The following is a 23955-nucleotide window of genomic DNA, read 5'->3' as shown; positions in this document are numbered from 1 at the left end:
TTGAGAGGTTCCAATCCATCATGGGTGCAACACTGAGGCGACGAGACAATTGCTGCGGGGGAGCTAGGTATAGAGGCATCGGGAATCTGGACGGTAAGGCGAGGGGGTGGATGTCTAGAGGGCTGACCTGACGGGTGGTGTGCAGGGCAGAGCACCTTAGTCGATAGCCTGGAATGACAGCAGCGACGTATCGACCCTTTCAAGAGATAAAAACATGAACGTTAGAGCTATGAACCTTGCCCCAAGGTCTGCCGCCTTCTTCTCACTCATTGTCCTGGTGGTTTTTGTCTTGGGCATTGTTGCCGTGATGCAAATGGGTAAGCTTCGGGACTCGGAGCAGGATGTCGAAACCAACTGGATGGCGAGCATCCGGCAGGCCGGCAAGATGCAGACAGCTATCTTGCGCCTGCGGCTTGAAAGCATCCGCATCACGGTGACCACCGATGAACAACAGCGCCAAGCCCGCATTACTTCGTTGAGCGGCTTTCGCAGCACGCTGCAGAACGCTGTGAGCGATTACGAGCCCTTGGTTTCCTCGCCGGCAGAACGTGAGCGTTACCAGGCGGTGTCCGCTGATGTGCAGCAGTATTTCAAACTGTTGGATGAGCTGGAGCCGCTGCTGCAAAAGGGTGACAACACCGCAGCCATTGCCCTGATCAACACACGCATCAGCCCGATGACCAACACCCTGCAGGACAAGACGGACGCGCTCTTGAGCGTTAACGAGGAGGGCGCCAAGCGTGCAGGCCTGGATGCCTCCGCCACCTATAGCAATGGCGTGACGCTGGTGATCGGCCTGCTTGTGGTGACCGTGGTACTCACCGTGGCGCTGGCGGCAGTGCTGATCCGCAGCATCACCTCGCCCATCAGCGACGCCCTGGCGGTTGCAGAGCGGATTGCCAGCAGCGACCTTTCCCGAGAGATCGGGATCACGGGTCGCGATGAAGCTGGGCGCCTGCTGGGGGCCTTGGCGAAGATGCAGAGCAATCTGCGGGAAACGATCGCCCATATCGCCGATTCCTCCACCCAGCTGGCGTCGGCCTCGGAAGAAATGACCGCAGTGACTGAAGAGGCCAGTCGCGGGTTGGTGCAGCAGAACGATGAAGTCAATCAGGCCGCCACCGCGGTGACTGAAATGAGCGCCGCGGTAGACGAAGTTGCCCGTAACGCCGAAGCCGCCGCGCAATCCTCTCGCGAGTCTATGGCGTTCACACACTCGGGTATCGAGAATGTGGCACAAACGCTAAAAGCGATTGAAGGCCTGGCCAGTAACGTGGTTTCCACGGGTGACCAGGTCAAGGCGTTGTCAGGCAGGGCCCAGGACATCAGCAAGGTGGTCGAGGTGATTCGTGCGATTGCCGAGCAGACCAACCTGCTGGCGCTGAACGCGGCGATTGAAGCCGCCCGCGCCGGTGAGCAAGGCCGAGGCTTTGCGGTAGTGGCCGATGAAGTGCGGGCCCTGGCACACCGCACCCAGCAATCCACCCAGGAAATCGAACAAATGATCAGCGCGATTCAGGCCGATTCGACCCAGGCGGTGGGGGCCATGAGCGTGAGCGCCCAGATGGCCAACGGCTCAATCTCGGTGGCGCAGAAAGCCGATATGTCGCTCAAGCAGATCGCCGAGGCCATCACCCAGATCAACGAGCGTAACCTGTTGATCGCCACCGCTTCCGAAGAGCAATCGCAGGTGGCCCGCGAGGTCGACCAGAATCTGACCAGTATTCGCGAGCTTTCTGTCCAGAGCTCGGCGGGCGCCAGTCAGACCGCCAGTGCCTGCGGTGAGATGGCCAGCCTGGCGGTTGAGTTGAATCGCCTGGTTGCTCGCTTCAAGGTCTGACAAGGTCGTTGTTCCAGCATGCCCTCGTCGTAGCGTCGAGCGGCATGCTGGAACAGAGGGAGTGTTGGTAATCAGCCCAGCTCTTCAACCAGCCCCTGCGCCCATTCCAGCAGGGAGTGATGTTCAACATCCCGGTTTTCCCAGTCGTGCCAATAAGCGATGAGCTCCCCGCTACCGGTTGGCGAGGCATCAACCACCACGTAATCGCCCGAGTCATTGGTCAAAAACGGCACCCAATAGCGCCCCCATGGCTCGAGAAACTCCTCCTCTGGATCGAGGAAAAACGTCATCACCTCGACAATTTCATGGGCTGCAAGGAGGCGGCGATTGTCGCTGTCGCGCAGTGGCGCGTTCCATTCTTGTCCGTCATGCCAAAGCAATAGCTGAGCAAGGCACGGCGGCAGTGGCGCGCCCAGGGTTTGTTCGATCCGGGTGATATCTGCGTGAGTGGCGGGTGGACGAAACGTGGCTGCCACTTGCGGCGCTACACGCAGGCCGACGAGGGTCAGCAGTTCGTGAATGCGGTGGGTTTGAGGCTGCTCATGCATGGCGTTCTCCTGTTCACGGCGGCGCGAGTTGAATATCGTTGATTCAAAGCCGATTGAATGGGCATGGAATTCTGTGCGGCGCAGCGATCATGGGCTCATGCGCAGGTGGGTGACGGTTTCGCTGTTGAGCTCGATCAGGCTCAAGGCACCGTCGCCAAAGGAGCAGCCGGTGTCGATGTAGACGACGTTGCCCAGGCGCTTCACGCTCGGTACGGTCGAGTGGCCGACGTAGAGCTGGTGTATTCCCTTGATCGGTTCACTGTTTTGCTCCTCGATCCTTTCCCTGGCATACAGCGCCATGCTTAGCGCGCGCAGGCGGCAAATTTCTCCCAGTTGCCCTTGCAGGGCTGCTTTGGCTGTCTGCCAGTCGTCACCTTTCTGCGTCTGTGGCGCTTCGGCATGCACGATGCCGACGGTGTTGCCGTCCGGCAAGTCGACTTCAATGATCCATGGCAGCGCCTGGAGCGCCTTGGAAAGTTCATGCTGGACGGGGGGCGGCAGTTCATAGAGCCAGGCACCGCCGTTGCGGGTATGCCTGGGAATGTCGCCGTTGCCGCCGATGCAGTCGATCAGCATCTGTTCATGATTGCCCCGCACAGCATGAAACCAGGGCTGCGAAAGCCAGTCGAGCACTTCCAGGGAGTCGGGGCCGCGGTCGATCAGGTCGCCGACGGAGAAAAGACGGTCCCGTTCCACATCGAACTTCGAGCGTTCCAGCAGGATGCTTAAAAGTTTGAAGTGGCCGTGAACGTCCCCCACGACAAAGTCGCGGCCTTCTGGGTTGGAGGGGAATGTGCTTATCGTATTCATGCCGGTGTTCTAGGGGGGAAGTCGCAAGACTGTGGAAAACGCGTTTTAGATGACCGGTGCTATCTTACGGGCGAATCGGGCTGCCAATACATTTTTCAAACACGTGCTGCATGGGCTCGAGCATGCAGTGATAAGCCGCGATGTTGGCGTCGATCCACTGTTCTTTCTCAATGCCCCACCAACTGATCTCAAAACCGGCGTTCATGATGAGGTGTTCGAAGAGAATCCTTTGAGCGCGGCCATTGCCTTCGCGAAAAGGATGGATGACGTTGATCTCTGAATAGGCCTCTGCCACGGCGTTGATCAGGTCTGCGCGACCCATGCCTTCAAACCAGTTCTGTGCAGCCATGCCCTTGAAGATTTTCCCGGCTTGCGCCTCCATGAATGACGGCTGGCAGAAACGGGTGTCCTGCTTGGCCATTCCAACGGTTCGCAATTGTCCGGCCCATTCATACAGGTCGCAGAAGAGCACCTGATGAATGCCCTGAAGATAACCCAGGCTATAAGGGGGAGGGCTGAATTCGACGTTGTCCGCGGCGATGGCCGAGAGCTGTTGTTCGGCTTCGCTCAAGGTCGATTCGTCACGGATATCGAGTTTATTACGCAGGATTGTAGAGCCGGGGTAGCAATAGGCGTCTTCGCCGACACCATATTTGTCCGGCATCAGGCTCGGGTCTTGGTGAAGGTTTTCAACACTTCTTCGCGCGTTGGCATTTTGCAATCGCTCTCGGAGAAGCTCACTTTGAAACCTTCCAGGCGCAGGCTGGCGGCATAGTTGGAACGACGTGTCCTGGCCGCGTAGGCTTTTTTCGCTTCAAGGCTGACAGTGCCCATGGGCTTGATCTCAATGGCGAACGTAAGCCGATTATAGCCCATCTCGCGAGGTCGGACCTATGACGCAGCCGCTATGGGCCTTCCTGGGGGAAGTGAGCTGATCAATGGCCCTTGCAATGCCATGCATCTCAAAATACTGTGTTTATAACCAGTATCGAGAGGCCTTCATGCAACTTATCGCCAAGCTCGGCATTCTCGCCGACGCTGCCAAGTATGACGCGTCCTGCGCCAGCAGTGGTGCCCCCAAGCGCAGCTCCCGGGGGCGCGATGGCTTGGGCGCTACGGATGGCATGGGTATTTGTCATAGCTATACGCCGGATGGGCGTTGTGTGTCGCTGTTGAAGGTGCTGCTGACCAATTTCTGCCTGTATGACTGCCAGTATTGCGTCAACCGTCGTTCCAGCAACGTGCCGAGAGCGCGCTTCACGCCAGAGGAAGTGGTGCGCTTGACCCTAGATTTCTATCGCCGCAATTGCATCAGTGGCCTGTTCCTGAGCTCCGGCATCATTCGCTCGGCTGACTACACCATGGAGCAATTGGTGCGGGTGGCACGGTTGCTGCGCGAGGACCATCAGTTTCGTGGCTATATCCACCTCAAGACCATTCCCGACGCCGACCCGCTGTTGATCGAAGAGGCCGGGCGGCTGGCCGATCGCTTGAGCGTGAATATCGAGCTGTCCAGCGAGGCGAGCCTCAAGCGCCTGGCACCGGAAAAGCAGCTGACCACGATTCGCCAGGCCATGGGCACCATCCATGACGGACAGCAGGCGGTGGCCGGGGAGGCGAGGGCGCCGCGGTTCGCGCCAGCCGGGCAAAGCACCCAGGTCATCGTCGGCGCCGATGCCACCGATGACCATGCCATCTTGCAGAATGCCGAATCGCTGTACCAAGGCTATGGTTTGCGCCGGGTCTATTACTCGGCGTTCAGCCCTATTCCCGATAGCCCCGCCAGCGTTCCGTTGGCAGCGCCGCCCTTGTTGCGCGAACACAGGCTCTACCAGGCTGACTTTCTCATGCGCGGCTACGGCTACAAGGCCGGCGAACTCTTGGGTAACGCCGGCAACCTCGACCTGGACATCGACCCCAAGCTCGCCTGGGCGCTGGCCAACCGGGAGGTTTTCCCGCTGGATGTGAACCGCGCCGAGCCTGCGTTGCTGGCGCGTATTCCCGGGATCGGCCTGCGCAGCGTGCAACGACTGGTGGTGCTACGGCGGGAGCGTCGGGTCCGCTATGACGACCTGGTGCAGTTGCGTTGCGTACTGGAAAAGGCGCGGCCGTTCATCATCACCAGCGACTACCGGCCCGCTGAAGCCCAGGTGCGCAGCGGCCTTTTGCGGGCGCGTCTGCGCGATCCCCAGCGACCTGTGCAGATGGGGCTATGGGGATGATCGCGCTGGATTGCGATGACGACTTCTCGACCTGGCGCGACCAGGCCCGGACGCTGCTTGGGCATGGCATCGACCCCAGTGACGTGACGTGGGCCCAAGGTCCCATCACCGACCTGTTGGCCGTGCCGACGCCGCTGCCATCAGGCCCAGGCCCGTTCCGCACGCGGGTGCCGGCGGCCTTGTTGGCGCAACTCGAACAGGCGGGCCGTTACCTCGGCGAACAACGCTGGAACCTGCTGTATGAAGTGCTCTGGCGCGTGGCCCATGGCGACCGCACCGCCATGCTCGCCGGCGATCGCCTGGGCAGTGAACTGCAGCGACGGATCAAACAGGTCAGTCGCGAAGCTCATCACCTGCACGCCTTCGTGCGCTTCGTTCCTTTGCCACCCGCGTTGGCCGAGCGACTGCAACTGGACCTTGTGTCGTTCCATGAGCCCGCCCATGACATCCTCGAGAGCGCCAGTGGTCATTTTGCCGAACGACTGGGACGGCAACGCTGGCTGATCGCAACGCCCCGCGACGGTATCCGCTTCGACGGCCAGTCGCTTGACTACCGGCGCCAGTGCCCTGAGCAGTGGCGACAGTGGGCACGTCACGCCGACGATCCGGGCGCCGAGCTGTGGCGCACCTATTACCGACACATCTTCAACCCGGCGCGGCTCAATCCCCAGGCGCTGCGCCAGCACATGCCCGGGCGCTTCTGGCAGCACCTGCCGGAGGGCGGATTGATTCCCCAATTGGTCGGGCAGGCGCGCCAGGGTAAGCAGCGCGATGGGCAGGCGATAGAGGTGAAGGAGCAGGCCGGCAAGCGGATTGTGGTGGCCGCGAGAAATGATGGCACCTCGTTGGGCGTGTGCCTCACGCCTGATTGATTGGGCTTTTCAGCTCACATCCAGGCCTGGGCTCTGAATTGGCCAGGCTTGGGCGTTGCCAACATTCTATGCAACTCCTTCGTCAGGGCTGCTAGCTGCTTTTCAATCCCTCCCATCCGCACCATGGGTAGGGTTTTGTGAGCGTAACGGGTTCGCGCTTTAGCCCTTCATCGCCAACTGACTGGCCTGTTGCACCTGGGTAGCGGACAAGTTGCCGTTCTTGGTGAGTTTGTCCAGGGACGCGGTCGCTGTCAGCAGGCTGGCGGTCAGGGTGGAAAGCGTTGCCTGGAGCGCGCCCATCCTGGTCTGCTTGGTCTCTGGAGTCATGCTCTGGTCGGCCATCAGCGCCTGCATTTCCGATTGCTTCTCTGCGATCTTCTGCTTCAGTTCCCGGATCATTTTCAGGACCTTCTGCACGGTGTCAGGCAGCCCGCTTTCTTCAATGTCCTTGTTGGCATTGGCTGCGCGTTCATCTGCGGATTTTTGCAGGCCGACACCCGACAGCGAGACCTTCACGCCCGCCACTGGCGCGCCGGTGGTGGGGGCGATCGCCGATGTCTGCGATTCATCTTCGGACTTCTTGGGCTCCAGTTTGATCAGCGATTGTTGGAGGCTGCTGGAGATTTGTGCGTTGATGTTGATCATGCTCACGCCTGAATGTGTAGGTGTTCGAGGCTATCGGCTCGCTAACGAGGGACTTTAGGCGCCAGCAGTGATTAAATTGTTAAAGAGTGTATTCATAACCAATGCCCGCCGGCCTACGAAGGCGCTCCCGCGCGGCGAAAGGCGACGACCGTTGAGCGCCTGTGGTTGGTGGCATATTGATATGCTGGTAAACTTCGTGCTCGTGATCTTCCGAGTTTTTCGTTGTGACCACCGAGCGTATTTCCCATTTAGAACAAGCCCTTATGGCCGTGATCGCTGCTGCGGGAAAGATGGGTCTCAGCAGTGACGAATTGTGCGCACAGGCGGTCGGCGGGCTGGTGTCCGAACGCTACTGGAGCTGGGCGAACGCCCATTACGCCCAAGGCGCGGCGGACGAAATCGACAACGCCTTGAACCTGCTAATGGGCAGGTCGACGACGCGCGTGACACCGTCGTCGATCGACATCCTGCCTGATGTGCTCGTCGCCACCGCCACGCCAACCGGCGGCTGATCGGTTCTGTTCAATGAAAAGGGGCGACCTGTGAAGGTCGCCCCTTTTCGTTAAAGGCCCAGGCCTTTTTCCACCACCGAAAGCATCGCCTCTTCGTCCATGGCAATGGGGTCAGGCTGCGACTGCGCAGCTTGATCCACGGTCTTTATGTGCCACACCGATTCGCCATGTTCACCCAGGCTGCGAAGCAGGCAGCTTTGCTGGCCGGTCATGTGAATGTCGATGCGCCCGGCGCCGCCTGGGGTGAAGCGGGCAACGGGATCGAAGGTCAGGCGCCGGGCATTTCCCTCGATGACCAGTTGATCGATCGCATAGTTGTATGTCGACCCGCTGAAATGACTTTCAAAGACGTGGGTAGGGTTACGCCGAATGTCGAGGCCGGCCTCGCAGACCGGGGCCAGCCAGGCTTCGATCTGGCGGTACAGCTCGTTGACCTGGGCGGGCCAGTGTTCGATTGCCAGGTCGGCGCAGTGGTCGTTGTCGGCCTGGGTCTGCTGGGCTTGCCTCAGTTTGGCGGCCAGTTCGTCTGCCTTGCTCATGTCGATTGTCCCTGTCGTGATGATGGGGTTGAGCTTAGCTTAAGGACACCGGCGTCCGTCTTGCGCTGCGTCATGAGCGCTGCTGGGCGGTTGTGTTGGCCGAGGCGGTAGCCGACGTTATCCTGGATAAAACTAACGCAACAGATGCACCGCCAACCCGGTCAGCCCGCACGCCAGCAACACCTGGATCACTCCGCGCCTGTAGCGGAACAGGGCCACGGCCGCGGCGCAGGCGATGATTGCCGAGGGCCAGTCCAAGGCACCGGAGAAGCCTTGGGGCCAGAGTACGTGGTAGCCGAAGAAGCAGGCCAGGTTGAGGATCACCCCGACCACGGCGGCGGTGATCGCGGTGAGCGGTGCGGTGAATGTCAGCGCGTTGTGGGTCGATTCCACCAGGGGGCCACCCGCCAGGATGAACAGGAACGACGGCAGGAAGGTGAACCAGGTCACCAGCGCGGCGGCCACGGCGCCGGCGAGGAAAGCCTGGTCGGGGCCGAACACTTGCGTCACGTAGCCGCCGACGAAACCGACGAATGCCACCACCATGATCAACGGGCCAGGAGTGGTTTCGCCCAGGGCCAGGCCGTCGATCATTTGGGTCGGCGTCAGCCAGCCGAAGTGTTCGACGGCGCCCTGGTACACGTAGGGCAAGACCGCGTAGGCGCCACCAAAGGTCAGCAGCGCGGCCTTGGTGAAGAACCAGGCCATTTGCGTCAGGGTGCCGTCCCAGCCGAACACAGCGGTAAGCAGCCCCATTGGCAAGATCCAGAGCAGGGCGCCGACGATCGCCAACCGAGCGAGCCTGAAGGCGCTGAACCGGGCATGGTCCGGGGTCGGGGTGTCGTCATCGATCAGCGCCGGGCCGAAGGATGAGTGCCTGGCATCCTGGCCGCCCAGGCTGAATTTTTCCGGCGCCCAGCGGCCGCCCAGGTAACCGACGGCAGCGGCACCCAGCACGATCAGCGGGAAGGGCACGTTGAAGGCGAATAGGGCGGTGAACGAGGCGGCGGCGATCGCCCACAGCCAGCTGTTCTTCAGCGCGCGGGCACCAATCCGGTGGGCGGCATGCACCACGATGGCCGTCACGGCTGGCTTGATCCCGTAGAAGAGGCCCGCCACCACCGGCACTTCGCCAAAGGCGATGTACAGCCACGACAAGGTGATGAGAATGAACAACGAGGGCAGCACGAACAGCGCTCCGGCGATGACGCCGCCCCAACTGCGATGCATCAGCCAGCCCAGGTAGGTCGCCAGTTGCTGGGCTTCCGGCCCTGGCAACAGCATGCAGTAGTTGAGCGCGTGCAGAAAGCGTCGCTCGGAGATCCAGCGCCGGCGCTCCACCAGTTCCTGGTGCATGATCGAGATCTGTCCGGCGGGGCCGCCGAAGCTGATGAAACCCAGTTTGAGCCAGAACCAGAAGGCTTCACGCAAGCCGACGGCAGAAGGGCGGGACAAGGCTTCGTCGACGGTTCGGGTCGGTGTGTTCATGGTCGGCGAGGGCACTTGGCAGTCGAGGACGAGTTGCGCCGGCAGGCGCGGGTTGACCTAGATAGCCGGGCTGATGTCGGGCAGTCAAGCAAGACCATGCGCTTTTTTTGCCCGTAACGTGTCGCGACCCACGGGCGGATTTTGGATCCATTACGCCACCTATCGGCTGGCAAATACAGGCAAATTGCTGCTCCACAAGCGGTAGGCTAAGCTCTTGCGCATTGGGGGCTTTGAGCGGTTTGCCCAGGGTTTTGCCCCCCTCAGGAATTCGCTTGCCTATCCCCATTATCGACCCGTTCCATCCCCCCGGCGGTGCCCTCAAACGCCTACCCTTGCTCAAGGCCGCAGTCATTTTCATTGCGGCGGTGTGCCTGTGCCTGTGTGGTCTGCTTTACCTGCAAGTGGAGCAGTCCCGCCGTCACGACCTGGAGACGGCGCGGATCGCCTCGGCCAACCTGACCCGGGCCATGGCCCAACAGGCCCAGGACACGTTCCTGCAGGCCGATGTGGTCCTCGACAGCCTGGCGGACTGGATCCAGGTCGATGGGTTCGGCCCGGCCTTGCAGTCGCGCCTGCAAAACAACTTCGCACGCCGGGTGCAATCGCTCGAGCAGTTGCATGGTCTGTTTCTGTTCGACAAGCACGGCCACTGGGTCGTGACCTCCTTTGACAATCTGCAAAGGGGGGCAGGGGTGGCAGACCGGGAGTACTTCCTTTTCCACCAACAGAATGCGTCCCTGATCGCCCACATCGGGCCGGCGATTCACAGCCGCCAGAACGGTGAATGGATCATTCCGATCTCCCGGCGCCTGAACGATGCGAACGGTGACTTCCAGGGCGTCCTGATGGCCGGCATCAAGATGTCCTACTTCGAGAAGTTCTTCAGAAGCTTCAGCCTGGACGATAAAGGCGAGATGGCCCTGGCCTTGTCCGACGGGACGCTGTTGGCCCGTCGCCCCTTCGATGAGGCGCGGATCGGCCGGCCACTGTCCGAGGAGAACTTGTTCAATCACGACCTGCCGGGCGCGATGTCGGGCGATTCGATCATCCGCTCTACCGTCGATGGCGTGGTCAGGCTTTACGGGCACGATCACTTGCGCAGCTACCCGCTGATGGTCACCGCCGCAATGTCTGAAGATGCGATCCTGGCCGGATGGCACGACAGGGCATTCCAGTCCAGCCTGATCGTGGCCCTGGTGGTCGTGGGGATCTGCCTGTTCGGCTGGGTCTTCGTGCGCCAGGTGCGCAACAGCGAGCGGATCGAGGCGGACTTGCGCAAGGCCCAGAAAACCCTGGAAATGATCGCCACCCACGACAGCTTGACCGGGCTGGCGAACCGTCGGCTGTTCGAGCGGGCGCTGGATGTCGAGTTCGGCCGCGGCGCCCGCCAGCGCAGCCCGCTGAGCCTGATCATGCTCGATATCGACTTCTTCAAGCGCTACAACGATACCTACGGGCACGTTGCCGGGGACCATTGCCTGGCGGAGGTGGCCAAGGTGCTCAAGGACTGCTGCCACCGCAAGGCCGACCTCGCGGTGCGCTATGGCGGCGAGGAGTTCGGGGTGCTGCTGCCCGACACCAACCTGCAAGGCGCCCTGGCGTTGGCCGAGCAGATCCGTTGCCGGGTGATCGACAAGCACATCACCCATTCCGGTTCCCCCACCGGCTACCTGACCGTGAGCCTGGGCTGCTACGCCTTCGTCCCCAGCAGCCTGGACAGCATCGAGGTGTTCATCCAGCGGGCCGATGCGGCGCTCTATCAAGCCAAACACAATGGGCGCAATCGCGTGGCGGCCTTGTCCATGGAAGGCGGCCTCGACGCGCTGGAGCGCTCGGACCGCTGAGATTGGTTGGAATCATCGAGGCCTGGCCAGGGTCCATTGTTCAGACACGGCGCTTCTTGACATCGAAGCCGGTGTCGACAGGACAGGAGCAGGCCAATGGATTTTGCAGCCACGACTACGCGTTCGAACACCCCTCGTCACACCCCGATCACCCGTCGCCTGGTGGCGGCCGTCGGTGGGCTGTTTGTACTGGGGGTGCTGGTGGCCGTCGTCGCGCTGTTCAACATTGCACGGCAACTCGACGCGCAAGATGTGCGCAAGAACTTTTTCTACACCGAACGCGCGGTGGAAAACCGAATCACGGCGTCGAAGAACTACATCACCAGCTACACCTACTGGACCACGGCCTACGAGCACCTCAACGGCGAGGTCGACGTGCAATGGGCCTATGCCGACCAGAACATGGGCAAGACCCTGTTCACCAATGACGGCTATGAAGGCGTGTTCGTCATCGACCGTGAGCGCACCAAGTACGCCGTGGTACGCGGGCAGCACCAGCAGACTGACGCGCGCGCCCACATGGACATGCCGTTGGAGCCGCTGGTGGATCAGTTACAGGCGCAGGCCGACCTGACCGCCCCGGCGGTCCGCTACACCCTGTTCGAGGGCTGGCCGGCCATCGTCACGGCCTCGGTGATCCTGCCCAATGACGAGCGCCCTCGGGTCGCGCCCCAAGGTACATCGGTGCTGGTGTTCGTCGACCAACTGACCCATGTCAAGCTGCGCGCGCTGGGCCAGAACTACGGGCTGACCGACCTGCACCTGGTCAAGGATTCCGAGTTGGCGCCCGGCCAGCCCGCCGTGCCGCTGGACAGCACCGGTTACAGCCTGGTCTCGCGCCTGGAGCGTCCGGGCCAGCATCTGCTGTGGTCGCTGTTGCCGCCGTTGGGCGGCGCGCTGCTGATCCTGGCGCTGCTGACGGCTTATTTCTTCCGCTATGCCCTGCGCACGGCGCGCCAGGTGGATGCCAGCTACGACAGCCTGGAGCGCTCGACGCAGGCCCTGGAAGCCAGCGAGGAACGCTTTCGCGCCGTGGCGGAAGCGGCCTCCGACTGGATCTGGGAAATCGACGGCGAAGGGCATATCACCTACTTGTCCGGACGCTTCGGCACCGTTACCGGGTTCTCCGATCGACAATGGCTGGGGCAGGACATCGAACAACTGCTGTACTGCGACACGACGCCGATCGCCCTCTGGTTGGGCACGCTCACCCAGGAGCAGAGCGCCAGCAACCTGCGTTGCTCCTACCGCGATCATTCCGGGCAATTGCGCTTCTGCCGGGTGTCGGCGCGGCCGATTATCGACAAGGCCGCGGTGGTGGGCTACCGCGGCACCGCCAGTGACATCACCGACGAGGTGGCGGCCCACGCCCAGGTCCAGCATCTGTCGTTGCACGATGCGCTGACGGGCCTGCCGAACCGCAACAAGCTGGCACGTTACCTGGACGACGCGCTGCTGGCCAAGGAGCATGCCCCACCCTTGACGTTGCTCATGGTGGACCTGGACAACTTCAAGCCGATCAACGACTCCCTCGGTCACCCGGCCGGTGACGCGGTATTGCTGGAAGTGGCCCAGCGCCTGCGCGACTGTACCCGCGAGCAGGACCTGGTGGCGCGGCTGGGCGGCGATGAGTTCGTGGTGGTGCTCAGTGGCATGGAGCACACCACCGAGATCGACCGATTCTGCGAGCGCTTGATCGGGAGCCTGCAGCAACCGATTCATTACGAAACCCATTCGCTGCACATCGGTGCCAGCATCGGCATCGCCGTGAGTCGTCGCCAGGGCCACGTGCCCGGTGAGCTGATCCGTTGCGCCGACATTGCCTTGTATCAGGCCAAGTCCGAAGGCAAGCGAACCTGGTGCTATTTCGCCTCGCAGATGAACGACCAGATCCAGCACCGTCGGCAACTGGAAAGCGACCTGCGCCAAGCCGTGCGCCAACACGAATTCGTCTTGCATTTCCAGCCGCGCTACACCGTCGATGGGCGTGACATCGTCGCCGTCGAGGCGCTGGTGCGTTGGCAGCACCCGACCCAGGGGCTACTGGGCCCCGATGCGTTCATTCCGCTGGCCGAACAGACTGACCTGATTGTGCCGCTGTCCCACTGGGTATTGCGCGAAGCCTGTGAAACCGCGCTGAGCTGGCCCGGCGAACTGATGGTGTCGGTCAACCTGTCGCCAGCGCAGTTCGAGCGCAGCGACGTGGTGGAAGACGTGCGCCGGGTGTTGATCGAGACGCGGTTTCCGGCCAGCCGCCTGGAACTGGAAATCACCGAGAACGTGATGCTCAACGACGTGGACGGCGCGCTGCACACCATGAACGCCCTGAAGGAACTGGGTGTGCGCTTGAACATGGACGATTTCGGCACCGGTTATTCGTCCCTCGGCTACCTGCGCACGTACCCGTTCGACGGCATCAAGATCGATAAACGCTTCATCGCCTCCATGAGCAATAGCAGCAATGACCGGGCGGTGGTGCAGGCGATCATCAACCTCGGCAAGGCCATGGGCCTGACGGTGACGGCCGAAGGCGTCGAGACCCTGGCCCAACTGGGCTCGTTGGGCTCGGACCAGTGCCATGAAGTGCAGGGTTACTTCCTCAGCCGCCCGATCGACAAACAGGCCTTCGCGCACCTGCTGCAAGACCGTCAGGCCTTATCGAAAACCGGCTCCTGAGAACGCGTTGCAACCACCGGGCGCTGTCGCCGGTCACAGCCAGTGTCCCGGTCTTTCGAGTGTTGGCCCATGAAAAACCTGCGTATTGCGACCTTCAATATCAATGGCATCCGGGCGCGGCTGCCGAACCTGTTGCAATGGCTGGAGCGAGAGAAGCCGGATGTCGTCTGCCTGCAGGAACTCAAGGCGCTCGACAAGGACTTTCCGGCGGCGGAGATCGAGTCGGTGGGCTATGGATCGATCTGGCACGGTCAGGCGTCGTGGAACGGCGTGGCGATTCTCGCCCGTGATGCGCAGCCGCTGGAGAGCCGTCGCGGCCTGCCCGGTGGCGAAGGCGACAGCCACAGCCGCTACCTGGAGGCCGCGGTGCACGGCGTGCTGGTGGGGTGTCTCTACCTGCCCAACGGCAACCCGCAGCCAGGGCCGAAGTTCGAGTACAAGCTGGCCTGGTTCGAGCGGCTGATCGAGTACGCCCAAGGGCTTCAAGCCAGCGATCACCCGGTGGTGCTGGCCGGCGACTACAATGTGGTGCCCACCGACCTGGACATCTACAACCCGCGCTCTTGGCTCAAGGACGCGTTGCTGCAACCGCAGAGCCGCGAGTGCTACCAGCGTCTGCTGGACCAGGGGTGGACCGATTCGTTGCGCCACCTGTACCCGGACGAGCGGATCTACACCTTCTGGGATTATTTCCGCCAGCACTGGCAGAAAAACTCCGGACTGCGCATCGATCACTTGCTGCTCAACCCGGTGGCCAGTCCTTACCTGAGCGAGGCGGGCGTGGATGCCTGGGTCCGGAACGAGGAACACCCCAGCGACCATGCGCCCACCTGGATCCGCCTGGCTTCGCGCAAGCGGCGCTGAGCAGCGAAGCGTTGTCACCCGACGGGTAATGGCTTATACCTGGCGCCATCCGCAGCGCGCTGTCTGGTAGCGCTGCGCCAGACCGGTAAAGGACACCGTCATGAGTCGTGCACAACTGAGCGATACGGCCCGCTATCTGCGGCGCCTGGGTTTCGACACGCCGCCCGCCCCAACGCTCGAGACGCTAGGGCAACTTCAAAGACGCCACACCGCCCAATTCCCTTTCGAAACGATCTCGACATTGCTGCGCCAGCCGGTGGCCATCGACCTCGAATCGGTTGAGCGAAAGGTCTTCGAGCAAGGCCGTGGTGGCTATTGCTACGAGCTCAACCAACTGTTCCTGGCCTTGTTACAGGCATTGGGCTTTGAAGCCCGGAGCATCACCGGACGGGTGGTGATGAACGCTCCGGAGGGTGCCTGGCCTGCGCGCACCCATCGTCTGAGCCTGGTGACGTTCGACGGTGTGCGCTACATCACCGACGTCGGCTTTGGCGGCATGGTGCCCACCGCGCCGCTGCTGCTGGACAGCCGGGACAGCCAATTCACCCCCCATGAACCGTACCGCATCGACGTGCACGAGGACGGCTACCTGTTGCGTGCCAAGGTCGGTGACGAATGGCGACCGATGTACCTGTTCGACCTGCAACGCCAGGAAGACATCGACTACACCGTCGGCAACTGGTACGTGTGCAGTCACCCTGACTCGCCGTTCATGGGGCGCCTGATGGTGGCCCGCACCGGTGACGGTTTGCGCAAGACCCTGAACGGCAATAGCTATGCCGTGCACCGGATAGGGCAGGAGAGCGAGCGACGCGTGATCGCCGATGCCGATGAATTGATGGCGCTGCTGGAAACCGAGTTCGACCTGCGACTGCCGCCCCGGGACCTCTTGCGTCCGGCTGTGATGGGGTTGCTCTGAGCAGGGCAGTGGGGAGCGCCTGATCCTGGCGCTGACTCTCTGTCCATGATGCGACTGGTAAGTTGTATACAACTCTATGGACATTTGTCCTAAGTTTTGAATACAGTGTGCGCATAACAAAAAACAGGGAACCCCCGAACCATGAAAACGCCCCATGTTTCACTTCCACGGCCCGAGGACGAGAACCTTGGTGTCGGCGCGAATATGGCCTACGGCCTGCAACATGTGTTGACCATGTACGGTGGCATCGTCGCCGTGCCGTTGATCATCGGCCAGGCGGCCGGGCTGTCGCCGGCGGACATCGGCCTGCTGATTGCCGCGTCGTTGTTCGCGGGGGGCTTGGCGACGCTGTTGCAGACCCTCGGCCTGCCGTTCTTCGGTTGCCAGTTGCCGCTGGTGCAAGGCGTGTCGTTCTCGGGGGTCGCGACCATGGTGGCGATTGTCGGCAGCGGCGGTGAGGGCGGCTTTCAAGCCATTCTCGGCGCGGTGATCGCCGCCTCGCTGATCGGTTTACTGATTACGCCGGTGTTTTCGCGCATCACCCGGTTCTTTCCGCCGCTGGTCACCGGCATCGTGATCACCACCATCGGCCTGACCCTGATGCCGGTGGCGGCGCGTTGGGCGATGGGGGGCAACAGCCACGCCGCCGATTTCGGCAGCCTGGCCAACATCGGCCTGGCGGCGGTGACCCTGGTGCTGGTGTTGCTGCTGAGCAAAATGGGCAGCGCCACCATCTCGCGCCTGTCGATTCTGTTGGCGATGGTCATCGGCACCGTGATTGCGGTGTTCCTCGGCATGGCGGACTTTTCCGCGGTCAGCCAGGGCCCGATGTTCGGCTTCCCGACTCCGTTCCACTTTGGCATGCCGACCTTCCACATCGCTGCGATCCTGTCGATGTGCATCGTGATCATGGTAACCCTGGTGGAAACCTCCGCCGACATCCTGGCGGTGGGTGAGATCATCGACACAAAGGTCGACTCCCGACGCCTGGGTAACGGCTTGCGGGCAGACATGCTGTCGAGCATGATCGCGCCGATTTTCGGCTCTTTCACCCAGAGTGCCTTCGCCCAGAACGTCGGGCTGGTGGCGGTGACCGGGATCAAGAGCCGCTTCGTCGTCGCGACCGGCGGGGTGTTCCTGGTGGTGCTTGGCCTGCTGCCGTTCATGGGGCGGGTCATCGCAGCGGTGCCGACCTCGGTCCTCGGCGGTGCCGGTATCGTGCTGTTCGGCACCGTGGCGGCCAGTGGCATTCGTACGCTGTCGAAAGTCGACTATCGCAACAACGTCAACCTGATCATCGTTGCCACCTCCATCGGCTTCGGCATGATTCCCATCGCGGCCCCGAACTTCTACGATCATTTCCCGAGCTGGTTCGCGACCATCTTCCATTCGGGCATCAGTTCCTCGGCCATCATGGCGATCATGCTGAACCTGGCGTTCAACCACTTCACCACGGGCAACTCCGACCAGCAGTCGGTCTTCGCCGCGGGTACCGAGCGGGTGTTGCGTTACCAGGACCTGGCGGCGCTGCGCGAAGGTGATTACTTCAGCGATGGCAAACTGCACGACTGCGATGGCAACGAAATCCCGGTGGTGGCCGAACCGTCCCACCCAGTCGAACAGGCTCCGGTGCGCCAGAAAAGCAGCGAGCACGTCTGACCCATAAACGGCACTGACCTGTGGGAGCGAGCTTGCTCGCGAAGGCGGCTTGTCTGGTGATGAAGATGTGACAGGCCCACTGCATTCGCGAGCAAGCTCGCTCCCACATCGCGCTGCTTTTTTGCGCCATAACTGAAAAACCAGCCTGTGACGCGCGGTCACAGGCTGGTTTTTTTGTCACAACAATTGGGTTACCAGCGGCCGTAATGACCGCGAGGTGGGCCGTAGTAATAGCCACGTGGTGGCCCGTAATACACCGGCGCTGGGCGATAGTAGATGGGTTGCTCTACATACACCGGCTGAGGTTGGTAGTAGACGGGGGGTGGCTGCTGCACATAGACCGGCTGCGGTTGGACATAGACCGGTTGCTGCACATACACCGGCCGGTCACGGTTGATGATGGCCGAGCCAACGATGGCCGAACCGACGATTGCGCCGAACACTGCGGGCCCCTCCCAACCACCACGACCATGTGCGCTAGCCTGGCCGGTGACCGCGAGTGCCCCCACGAGCAGGGCGATGATGGGAAGTTTACGTTTCATGGCTGTTCCTCGTTCCGGCCCCGTCGCCTGTGGTCTGTAGCAGACCCGATGAGGGTCGCGGGGTTACTGGCTATGACAGCGATTTTCTCAGGATTCACAACGCCGTTGGGTAAATATTGTGTAAGGTCGGCCGGGGCGGTGATCCCGTCTGTCTGAAAGTGAATGCAAGGAGAACCGCATGCAGATCAATCCCAACAAAGACACCCAGTTGTGCATGTCCCTGTCGGGGCGGCCCGGCAACTTCGGCCTGCGCTTCCACAACCATCTCTATGAGCAACTGGGCCTGAACTTCTATTACAAGGCGTTCAGCAGCCAGGACTTGCCTGGCGCGGTGGGCGGGATTCGCGCGCTGGGTATTCGCGGCTGTGGAGTGTCGATGCCGTTCAAGGAAGCCTGCATCGCCTTGGTCGATGAGCTGGACCCTTCTGCGGCGGCGATCCAGTCCATCAACACCATCGTTAACACCAATGGCCATTTGAAGGCCTATAACACCGATTACATCGCCGTTGAGCAATTGCTTCAGACCCACGCCGTACCCAAGGATTCGACCTTCGCCCTGCGCGGCAGCGGCGGCATGGCCAAGGCTGTGGCCAGTGCCTTGCGCGACGGCGGCTACAAGAAGGGGTTGATCGTGGCCCGTAATGAAACCGCCGGCAGGGCGCTGGCCGAATCCCTGGGCTACGAATGGCAGGCCGAGCTGGGTGGCCTGCGGCCGCAAATGCTGGTCAACGTCACGCCGATCGGCATGACCGGCGGCCCGGAGGCCGACCAGTTGGCGTTCGACCCCGAGGCCATCGCCGCCGCCGAGACCGTGTTCGATGTGGTGGCAATCCCCTCGGAAACGCCGCTGATCGTGCGCGCCCGGGCCGAAGGCAAGCGGGTCATCACCGGGCTGGAAGTGATTGCGCTCCAGGCCCTGGAGCAATTCGTGCTGTATACCGGGGTGCGGCCCAACCTTGAGCAGTTTGAAAAAGCCGTGGCCTTCGCCCGGTCCTGATCACTCCAGCCTTGCCAGGCGCTCTTCCAGTGCCGCGATCCGCGCCTCGAGCTCTTCGATGCGTTCCAGCGACACACCGCCCGCCGTATGACGCTCGGTGGGTTGGTGGCGGGCGGCGAGAATCGCTTCGATGTCCGCCGGGTCGCCCATGGCGTGTACGTAGCGGTCTTCGCGCTGGCCGGCCTGGCGTGGCACCAGCAGCGCCAGGCCGCGGGCAATCAGGCGCTCCAGTTGATGCACCACTTGTTCGGTGTCTTCGAAGTCGTGCATGCGAGCGCTGCGGGTCAGCAGCTCGTTGACCGTTTGCGGGCCGCGCAGAAACAGCAGGCCCATCAGGATCACCTGGGCCGGGACCAGCTCCAGGGCCTTGTCGATCCGGTGCTCCCAGCGGTCGGCGCGGCTGCCCATGACCAGCCTGGTGAAACCGCGGCCTTCCAGTGCCCGCAGGCTTTGGCCGACCTGGCCCGGGTTGAGGTTCATCACCGGTTCACGGCTGGTCTTCTGGTTGCAGGCCAGGACCAGGGCATTGAGGGTCAGCGGGTACGTCTCGGGGTTGGTCGCCTGTTTCTCGACCAGCGCGCCGAGGATGCGGATTTCCGTGCTGGTGAGCCGTGGTTCTTCGGCCTGGTTTTGTTCTTCGATGCTCATCGCGCGCTCCCTATGCTGTGGAAGCCGCCTAGCCTAATCCTTGCGCAATAAAAGACAAGCGATGCAACAAGCCGTGGCTATAATCGCCTCCGTTTGATTCGCTCCATTCCAGCCACCTGCAAGAGATCGCCATGACCATTTCCCTGTACGCCGCTTCCATCCCGGTTTTCAAGCAGATGCTCAACGCCTTGAGCGACGTCCTGAACAAGGCTGAAGCCCACGCCACCGCAAAGAACATCGACCCTCAAGCCTTCCTGCAGGCGCGCCTGTACCCGGACATGTTTCCCCTGGTGCGCCAGGTTCAGATCGCAGTGGACTTCGCCAAGGGCGTTTCCGCGCGCCTGGCCGAGATCGAAGTGCCGAAGTATGACGACAGCGAAACCACCTTCGCCGAGCTGCAAGCCCTGATCGCCAAGGTCCTGGCCTTTGTCGACGGCATCAGCCCTGCGCAGATCGATGGCAAGGAAGGCATCGAGATTGTCACTCGCCCAGGCACCCCGAAGGAAAAGCGCTTCAGCGGCCAGAACTACTTGCTGACCTACGGCCTGCCGCAGTTCTTCTTCCACGTCACCACCGCCTACGCCTTGCTGCGCCATAACGGTGTGGAAGTGGGCAAGCGCGACTACATGGGCGCGTTCTAAACTCGCGGCCATGAAAAAGCCCGGAACGGTGTGAGCCGTTCCGGGCTTTTTTGTGCTGGCTTGTTACGTCGGGGAGGCTCCATCCCTACCTAAGCGCGCGCGAGCTTCTCTTCCTCACCCAGGCAAGCCGCTGCGGTGAACAGCACATCGGTGGACGAATTCAACGCCGTCTCGGCCGAATCCTGCAGCACGCCGATGATGAACCCCACCGCAACCACTTGCATGGCGATTTCGCTGGGAATGCCGAACAGGCTGCACGCCAGGGGAATCAGCAGCAGCGAACCGCCCGCCACGCCGGAAGCACCGCAGGCGCAAATGGCCGCGACGACGCTCAACAGCACGGCGGTCGGCACATCCACCGCAATGCCCAGGGTGTGTACGGCGGCGAGGGTCAGTACGGTGATGGTGATGGCAGCACCGGCCATGTTGATGGTCGCACCCAGCGGGATCGACACCGAATAGGTGTCCTCGTGCAGGCCCAGGCGCTTGCTCAACTCCAGGTTCACCGGGATGTTCGCCGCCGAACTGCGGGTGAAGAACGCCGTGATGCCGCTCTCGCGCAGGCAGGTGAACACCAGCGGGAACGGATTGCGACGCAGCTTCCAGAAGACGATGAGCGGGTTCACCACCAGGGCCACGAACAGCATGCAGCCGATCAGCACGGTCAGCAGGTGCAGGTAGCCGAGCAGGGCGCCGAAGCCGGACGTGGCCAGGGTCGAAGCCACCAGTCCGAAAATCCCCAGCGGGGCGAAGCGAATCACCAGGCGCACGATCACTGTTACGCCGTTGGACAGGTCGTCGAGCACGGTGCGCGTGGTTTCGCCGGCATGACGAATGGCGATGCCCATGCCGATGGCCCAGGCGAGGATGCCGATGAAGTTACCGTCCATCAGTGCCCGGACCGGGTTGTCTACCACGCTGAGCGCCAGGCTCTGCAATACTTCGGCGATGCCGCCGGGGGCGGTGACGGCAACGTCCTGGCTCGACAGCACCAGGCTGGACGGAAACAGCGTGCTGGCCACCACGGCGACCACGGCCGCGGCGAACGTGCCCAGCAAATAGAGGAACAGGATCGGCCGTATATGGGTTTCCTGGCCGTGCTTGTGGTTGGCGATCGACGCCATGACCAGCACGAACACCAGGATCGGCGCCACGGCCTTGAGCGCGGAGACGAAGACCTTGCCAATGAAGGCGGTGGATTTCGCCAGCTCGGGCGCCAGCCATGCCAGGACGATACCGGCGATCAGGCCGATGATGATTTGCGTCACCAGGCTGGTGCGCGTGAGGCGTTGGAAAACGGACGGGGACGAAGCAGTCATAGCGGCATCTCTGATTTTATTGTGTGCGACGGTCGACGCGTCAGGGCAACAAGCGGGCAGGCCACATGAGCGGACCGGGGGAACGACGGCGTTTGCAGGCCGCGGACTTTATCACAGCCCGCCGAAAAGTCTGACGGACCTGTGACGATCCGTCACTGCGCGGTTCAACTGCGTTTTTCTCTCGGGCGCATTCTGTTAGGCTGTGCCCCTCTCACTTTCTATCTCCGCCAGCGAGCCCTTGGGCTACCGCTGGTGTCGTCGTTTTGCTGGAGTTTGCATGTTGTTACCGATTTTCCTGTTGTCGGCCGCCGGGTTCACCGTGCTGACCACGGAGTTCGTCATCGTTGGCCTGTTGCCATCCATTGCCCGTGATCTGGAGGTGAGCATCCCCCAGGCCGGGCTGCTGGTGACGTTGTTTGCGTTCACCGTGGCGGCGTTCGGGCCGTTCCTGACCGCCTGGTTCGCTCGTTTCGAGCGGCGCAAGCTGTTTATCAGCGTGCTGATAATGTTCGGCCTGGCCAACCTGTTGGCGACGTTTGCCCCCAACATCTGGGTGATGGCCGTTGCCCGGTTGCTGCCGGCCCTGGGTCTGCCAGTGTTCTGGGCGCTGGCCAGTGAAACGGCGGTGGACATCGTCGGGCCGGAGCACGCCGGGCGTGCCATCGCCCGGATCGGTTTCGGCATCGTCTGCGCCACGGTGTTCGGCATTCCGGTGGGTACGCTGATTTCTGATGCATTCGGCTGGCGCAGCGCCTTCGCGATCCTGTCGGTGATTGCCTTTGCCAAGGCCTTGCTGCTGTTCATCTATCTGCCGAAAACCAACCTGCACCAGCATCAGGTGAGCTTTCGCTCGCAATTCAAGATCCTGCGCAGCCCATTGATGCAAGGGCATGTGCTGCTGTCGATCCTGGTCTTCAGCGGCATGTTCACCGCCTACACCTACCTGGCGGACATCCTCGAACGCCTCGCCGGCTTCGATGGCACGCTGGTGGGCTGGTGCCTGATGGGCTTCGGTGCGGTGGGCCTGGTGGGCAACTCCCTGGGCGGACGGGCGGTAGACCGGCACCCGTTGATCGCCTCGATGGTGTTCTGCCTGTTCATGATCGGCGGCATGGTGGCGCTGGTGCCGAGCATCCACTCGACCCTCGGCCTGGCGGCGGCGATGGGCATCTGGGGCGTGACCCAGGCGGCGCTGTTCTTGGTCAGCCATGTCCGGTTGATGAAGGCCGCGCCGCAAGCCCCGGCCTTTGCAGCATCGTTGAACATCGCCGGGGCCAACTTGGGGATTGGCCTGGGGGCAATGGTCGGTGGCCGGGTCATCGATACCCTCGGCCTGGGCAAGGTGGGTTTTGCCGCGGCCGGGTTCATCCTGGTCTCGATTCTGCTGGCCATGCTGATGATGACCTTCAAGCCCCGCGCCGTGTGCTCCAACGGCTAGGCGCTGAACAGTTCGCGCCGCGCGCCTTCGGCGATCGCGACGATGCCCGGGTGGCTGACTTTGCGCTCCACCGAAATGGCGTAGAAGGATTCGCTGACCGCATCGGTCTGGCCGATCACCTCGACGCCGTACTGGCGCTTGACCTCTTCGGCGATCACGCTCGGGCCGATGAAAATCCCGCTGCCTGATTGACCGAAGGCCTGCATCAGGGCGCTGTCGTCGAACTCGCCGACGATGCGCGGCTGGATCTGTTGTTCGGCGAACCAACGTTGCAGGCGGCTGCGCACCACGGTTTCCGGCCCGGGAATCAGCAGCGGGGCGTCATGCAGGCCGTGGGGGAAATCCTGCCCGTAGCGTTCGGTCAGCGCGGCGGTGGCGAAGAAACTGATGCCGCACTCGCCCAGCTTCTGGCTGTAGCCCTTGATGTCCAGGTGGGTTGGCATCGGGCTGTCGGAAATCACCAGGTCCAAGCGCTGGATCGCCAGGTCCGCCAGCAAGCGTTCGAGCTTGTCCTCGCGGCAGGTGATACGCAGCGCTTCGGCAAGCTCCATGGTCGGTGCCAGCAGGCGATAGACGATGGACTTGGGCACCACGTCCGCCACGCCCACCCGAAACAGCGTCTGCTGTTCGTTGGGCTGGGCCCGCAGCATCAACTCCAATTCCCCGCCAATCTGGAACATGTGTTCGGCATAGGGGAGCGTCTGGCGGCCGGCTTCGGTCAGTTCCAACTGCCGCCCGACACGACGAAACAACTTGAGGTTATAGGTCTGTTCGAACAGGGCGATCTGGCCGCTGATGGTTTGCGGTGTCAGGTTCAACTGTTCACAGGCGCGCACGATGCTGCCGGTTTTTGCCACGACCCAGAAGTAATGCAATTGTCGGTAATTGAGCATGGGGTCACACAGTTCGTAAAAAACGAAGTATAACCGCTA

The 23955-nt window shown here is 62.1% G+C and carries 23 protein-coding genes; 12 read left to right on the top strand and 11 right to left on the bottom strand.

Annotated features, from left to right (window positions below; genetic code table 11):
• Positions 1 to 214: 214 nt before the first annotated feature.
• Entirely contained in the window at positions 215 to 1840 is a 1626-nt protein-coding gene (locus V5F23_RS18475) for a methyl-accepting chemotaxis protein (RefSeq protein WP_042727864.1), read from the top strand.
• A 71-nt stretch (positions 1841 to 1911) separates the two neighbouring features.
• Here V5F23_RS18475 and V5F23_RS18470 read toward each other — a convergent pair whose 3' ends face one another.
• The 4 genes from V5F23_RS18470 to V5F23_RS18455 form a co-directional block, all read right to left on the bottom strand.
• Complete coding sequence (locus tag V5F23_RS18470) at positions 1912 to 2388, bottom strand: SMI1/KNR4 family protein (protein WP_042727863.1); 477 nt, start codon at positions 2386 to 2388, stop codon at positions 1912 to 1914.
• An 87-nt stretch (positions 2389 to 2475) separates the two neighbouring features.
• A complete protein-coding gene (locus V5F23_RS18465) occupies positions 2476 to 3198 on the bottom strand; it encodes a metallophosphoesterase (protein WP_042727862.1) in 723 nt (240 codons plus the stop codon).
• A gap of 64 nt (positions 3199 to 3262) precedes the next feature.
• Positions 3263 to 3862, bottom strand: coding sequence for a putative adenosine monophosphate-protein transferase Fic (locus tag V5F23_RS18460; RefSeq protein WP_042727861.1), 600 nt, complete (start codon positions 3860 to 3862; stop codon positions 3263 to 3265).
• Complete coding sequence (locus tag V5F23_RS18455; protein WP_123579870.1) at positions 3862 to 4032, bottom strand: YhfG family protein; 171 nt, start codon at positions 4030 to 4032, stop codon at positions 3862 to 3864. Before V5F23_RS18455 ends, V5F23_RS18460 begins: the two co-directional genes overlap by 1 nt.
• Before the next feature lie 167 nt (positions 4033 to 4199).
• Here V5F23_RS18455 and V5F23_RS18450 point away from each other — a divergent pair, with 167 nt between their 5' ends.
• Together V5F23_RS18450 and V5F23_RS18445 are read left to right on the top strand one after the other, a co-directional pair.
• The gene (locus V5F23_RS18450; RefSeq protein ID WP_042727860.1) at positions 4200 to 5420 is read left to right on the top strand and encodes a putative DNA modification/repair radical SAM protein; all 1221 of its coding nucleotides are present in this window, start codon (positions 4200 to 4202) and stop codon (positions 5418 to 5420) included.
• Positions 5411 to 6292, top strand: coding sequence for a TIGR03915 family putative DNA repair protein (locus V5F23_RS18445; protein ID WP_080921996.1), 882 nt, complete (start codon positions 5411 to 5413; stop codon positions 6290 to 6292). Before V5F23_RS18450 ends, V5F23_RS18445 begins: the two co-directional genes overlap by 10 nt.
• 159 nt (positions 6293 to 6451) lie before the next feature.
• Here the strand turns inward: V5F23_RS18445 and V5F23_RS18440 are convergent, their stop codons facing one another.
• Complete coding sequence (locus V5F23_RS18440; RefSeq protein ID WP_237614113.1) at positions 6452 to 6937, bottom strand: hypothetical protein; 486 nt, start codon at positions 6935 to 6937, stop codon at positions 6452 to 6454.
• 263 nt (positions 6938 to 7200) lie between these two features.
• Here V5F23_RS18440 and V5F23_RS18435 point away from each other — a divergent pair, with 263 nt between their 5' ends.
• Positions 7201 to 7449 (top strand): hypothetical protein, encoded by a 249-nt coding sequence (locus V5F23_RS18435; protein ID WP_212802828.1) that lies wholly within the window; start codon positions 7201 to 7203, stop codon positions 7447 to 7449.
• A gap of 50 nt (positions 7450 to 7499) precedes the next feature.
• On the opposite strand, the gene V5F23_RS18430 is transcribed toward V5F23_RS18435, so the two are convergent.
• Positions 7500 to 7988 (bottom strand): hypothetical protein, encoded by a 489-nt coding sequence (locus tag V5F23_RS18430; protein WP_042727858.1) that lies wholly within the window; start codon positions 7986 to 7988, stop codon positions 7500 to 7502.
• Positions 7989 to 8120: 132 nt separating this feature from the next.
• On the bottom strand, positions 8121 to 9476 hold the full coding sequence (gene chrA, locus V5F23_RS18425; protein ID WP_042727857.1) for a chromate efflux transporter: 1356 nt from the start codon (positions 9474 to 9476) through the stop codon (positions 8121 to 8123).
• Positions 9477 to 9748: 272 nt separating this feature from the next.
• On the opposite strand from chrA, the gene V5F23_RS18420 reads away from it, so the two are divergent.
• From V5F23_RS18420 to V5F23_RS18400, 5 genes are all read left to right on the top strand, one after another.
• A complete protein-coding gene (locus V5F23_RS18420) occupies positions 9749 to 11320 on the top strand; it encodes a diguanylate cyclase (protein WP_338473705.1) in 1572 nt (523 codons plus the stop codon).
• Positions 11321 to 11416: 96 nt separating this feature from the next.
• The gene (locus V5F23_RS18415) at positions 11417 to 13996 is read left to right on the top strand and encodes an EAL domain-containing protein (RefSeq protein ID WP_123579782.1); all 2580 of its coding nucleotides are present in this window, start codon (positions 11417 to 11419) and stop codon (positions 13994 to 13996) included.
• Positions 13997 to 14065: 69 nt separating this feature from the next.
• Positions 14066 to 14860, top strand: a complete 795-nt coding sequence (gene xth / locus V5F23_RS18410; RefSeq protein WP_042727855.1) for an exodeoxyribonuclease III — start codon at positions 14066 to 14068, stop codon at positions 14858 to 14860.
• A gap of 100 nt (positions 14861 to 14960) precedes the next feature.
• A complete protein-coding gene (locus V5F23_RS18405) occupies positions 14961 to 15779 on the top strand; it encodes an arylamine N-acetyltransferase (RefSeq protein ID WP_042727854.1) in 819 nt (272 codons plus the stop codon).
• 141 nt (positions 15780 to 15920) lie between these two features.
• Positions 15921 to 17438, top strand: a complete 1518-nt coding sequence (locus tag V5F23_RS18400) for a nucleobase:cation symporter-2 family protein (RefSeq protein WP_042727853.1) — start codon at positions 15921 to 15923, stop codon at positions 17436 to 17438.
• Positions 17439 to 17629: 191 nt separating this feature from the next.
• Here the strand turns inward: V5F23_RS18400 and V5F23_RS18395 are convergent, their stop codons facing one another.
• A complete protein-coding gene (locus V5F23_RS18395) occupies positions 17630 to 17980 on the bottom strand; it encodes a hypothetical protein (RefSeq protein WP_042727852.1) in 351 nt (116 codons plus the stop codon).
• 178 nt (positions 17981 to 18158) lie between these two features.
• On the opposite strand from V5F23_RS18395, the gene V5F23_RS18390 reads away from it, so the two are divergent.
• Positions 18159 to 18977, top strand: a complete 819-nt coding sequence (locus V5F23_RS18390) for a shikimate 5-dehydrogenase (protein WP_123579783.1) — start codon at positions 18159 to 18161, stop codon at positions 18975 to 18977.
• On the opposite strand, the gene V5F23_RS18385 is transcribed toward V5F23_RS18390, so the two are convergent.
• Complete coding sequence (locus V5F23_RS18385; protein ID WP_042727850.1) at positions 18978 to 19625, bottom strand: DUF480 domain-containing protein; 648 nt, start codon at positions 19623 to 19625, stop codon at positions 18978 to 18980. It lies immediately after the preceding gene.
• A gap of 131 nt (positions 19626 to 19756) precedes the next feature.
• Between V5F23_RS18385 and V5F23_RS18380 the strand changes: the two genes are divergently transcribed.
• Positions 19757 to 20266 carry a DUF1993 domain-containing protein gene (locus tag V5F23_RS18380; RefSeq protein WP_042727849.1) on the top strand — a complete coding sequence of 170 codons (510 nt, stop codon included), beginning with the start codon at positions 19757 to 19759 and terminating at the stop codon, positions 20264 to 20266.
• Between the two features lie 89 nt (positions 20267 to 20355).
• Here V5F23_RS18380 and sstT read toward each other — a convergent pair whose 3' ends face one another.
• Positions 20356 to 21585 carry a serine/threonine transporter SstT gene (gene sstT / locus V5F23_RS18375; protein ID WP_042727848.1) on the bottom strand — a complete coding sequence of 410 codons (1230 nt, stop codon included), beginning with the start codon at positions 21583 to 21585 and terminating at the stop codon, positions 20356 to 20358.
• Between the two features lie 277 nt (positions 21586 to 21862).
• On the opposite strand from sstT, the gene V5F23_RS18370 reads away from it, so the two are divergent.
• Positions 21863 to 23023 (top strand): MFS transporter, encoded by a 1161-nt coding sequence (locus V5F23_RS18370; protein WP_338495979.1) that lies wholly within the window; start codon positions 21863 to 21865, stop codon positions 23021 to 23023.
• Here V5F23_RS18370 and nhaR read toward each other — a convergent pair.
• A complete protein-coding gene (gene nhaR, locus V5F23_RS18365; RefSeq protein ID WP_042727846.1) occupies positions 23020 to 23916 on the bottom strand; it encodes a transcriptional activator NhaR in 897 nt (298 codons plus the stop codon). The two genes, V5F23_RS18370 and nhaR, sit on opposite strands and share 4 nt — an antisense overlap.
• Between the last annotated feature and the right edge of the window lie 39 nt (positions 23917 to 23955).

The sequence above is a fragment of the Pseudomonas sp. WP18 genome, assembly GCF_036689585.1.
Lineage (GTDB): Bacteria > Pseudomonadota > Gammaproteobacteria > Pseudomonadales > Pseudomonadaceae > Aquipseudomonas > Aquipseudomonas chlororaphis_E.
The sequence above is the reverse complement of the archived record's forward strand: the minus strand, read 5'-3'. Positions and strand labels throughout refer to the sequence as shown.

What these genes read in the sequence shown, in the direction of transcription:
- V5F23_RS18475 (WP_042727864.1), top strand. Translation starts at nt 215, where the DNA reads ATGAACGTTAGAGCTATGAACCTTGCCCCAAGGTCTGCCGCCTTCTTC.
- V5F23_RS18470 (WP_042727863.1), bottom strand. Translation starts at nt 2,388, where the DNA reads ATGCATGAGCAGCCTCAAACCCACCGCATTCACGAACTGCTGACCCTC.
- V5F23_RS18465 (WP_042727862.1), bottom strand. Translation starts at nt 3,198, where the DNA reads ATGAATACGATAAGCACATTCCCCTCCAACCCAGAAGGCCGCGACTTT.
- V5F23_RS18460 (WP_042727861.1), bottom strand. Translation starts at nt 3,862, where the DNA reads ATGCCGGACAAATATGGTGTCGGCGAAGACGCCTATTGCTACCCCGGC.
- V5F23_RS18455 (WP_123579870.1), bottom strand. Translation starts at nt 4,032, where the DNA reads ATGGGCACTGTCAGCCTTGAAGCGAAAAAAGCCTACGCGGCCAGGACA.
- V5F23_RS18450 (WP_042727860.1), top strand. Translation starts at nt 4,200, where the DNA reads ATGCAACTTATCGCCAAGCTCGGCATTCTCGCCGACGCTGCCAAGTAT.
- V5F23_RS18445 (WP_080921996.1), top strand. Translation starts at nt 5,411, where the DNA reads ATGGGGATGATCGCGCTGGATTGCGATGACGACTTCTCGACCTGGCGC.
- V5F23_RS18440 (WP_237614113.1), bottom strand. Translation starts at nt 6,937, where the DNA reads ATGATCAACATCAACGCACAAATCTCCAGCAGCCTCCAACAATCGCTG.
- V5F23_RS18435 (WP_212802828.1), top strand. Translation starts at nt 7,201, where the DNA reads ATGGCCGTGATCGCTGCTGCGGGAAAGATGGGTCTCAGCAGTGACGAA.
- V5F23_RS18430 (WP_042727858.1), bottom strand. Translation starts at nt 7,988, where the DNA reads ATGAGCAAGGCAGACGAACTGGCCGCCAAACTGAGGCAAGCCCAGCAG.
- chrA (WP_042727857.1), bottom strand. Translation starts at nt 9,476, where the DNA reads ATGAACACACCGACCCGAACCGTCGACGAAGCCTTGTCCCGCCCTTCT.
- V5F23_RS18415 (WP_123579782.1), top strand. Translation starts at nt 11,417, where the DNA reads ATGGATTTTGCAGCCACGACTACGCGTTCGAACACCCCTCGTCACACC.
- xth (WP_042727855.1), top strand. Translation starts at nt 14,066, where the DNA reads ATGAAAAACCTGCGTATTGCGACCTTCAATATCAATGGCATCCGGGCG.
- V5F23_RS18405 (WP_042727854.1), top strand. Translation starts at nt 14,961, where the DNA reads ATGAGTCGTGCACAACTGAGCGATACGGCCCGCTATCTGCGGCGCCTG.
- V5F23_RS18400 (WP_042727853.1), top strand. Translation starts at nt 15,921, where the DNA reads ATGAAAACGCCCCATGTTTCACTTCCACGGCCCGAGGACGAGAACCTT.
- V5F23_RS18395 (WP_042727852.1), bottom strand. Translation starts at nt 17,980, where the DNA reads ATGAAACGTAAACTTCCCATCATCGCCCTGCTCGTGGGGGCACTCGCG.
- V5F23_RS18390 (WP_123579783.1), top strand. Translation starts at nt 18,159, where the DNA reads ATGCAGATCAATCCCAACAAAGACACCCAGTTGTGCATGTCCCTGTCG.
- V5F23_RS18385 (WP_042727850.1), bottom strand. Translation starts at nt 19,625, where the DNA reads ATGAGCATCGAAGAACAAAACCAGGCCGAAGAACCACGGCTCACCAGC.
- V5F23_RS18380 (WP_042727849.1), top strand. Translation starts at nt 19,757, where the DNA reads ATGACCATTTCCCTGTACGCCGCTTCCATCCCGGTTTTCAAGCAGATG.
- sstT (WP_042727848.1), bottom strand. Translation starts at nt 21,585, where the DNA reads ATGACTGCTTCGTCCCCGTCCGTTTTCCAACGCCTCACGCGCACCAGC.
- V5F23_RS18370 (WP_338495979.1), top strand. Translation starts at nt 21,863, where the DNA reads ATGTTGTTACCGATTTTCCTGTTGTCGGCCGCCGGGTTCACCGTGCTG.
- nhaR (WP_042727846.1), bottom strand. Translation starts at nt 23,916, where the DNA reads ATGCTCAATTACCGACAATTGCATTACTTCTGGGTCGTGGCAAAAACC.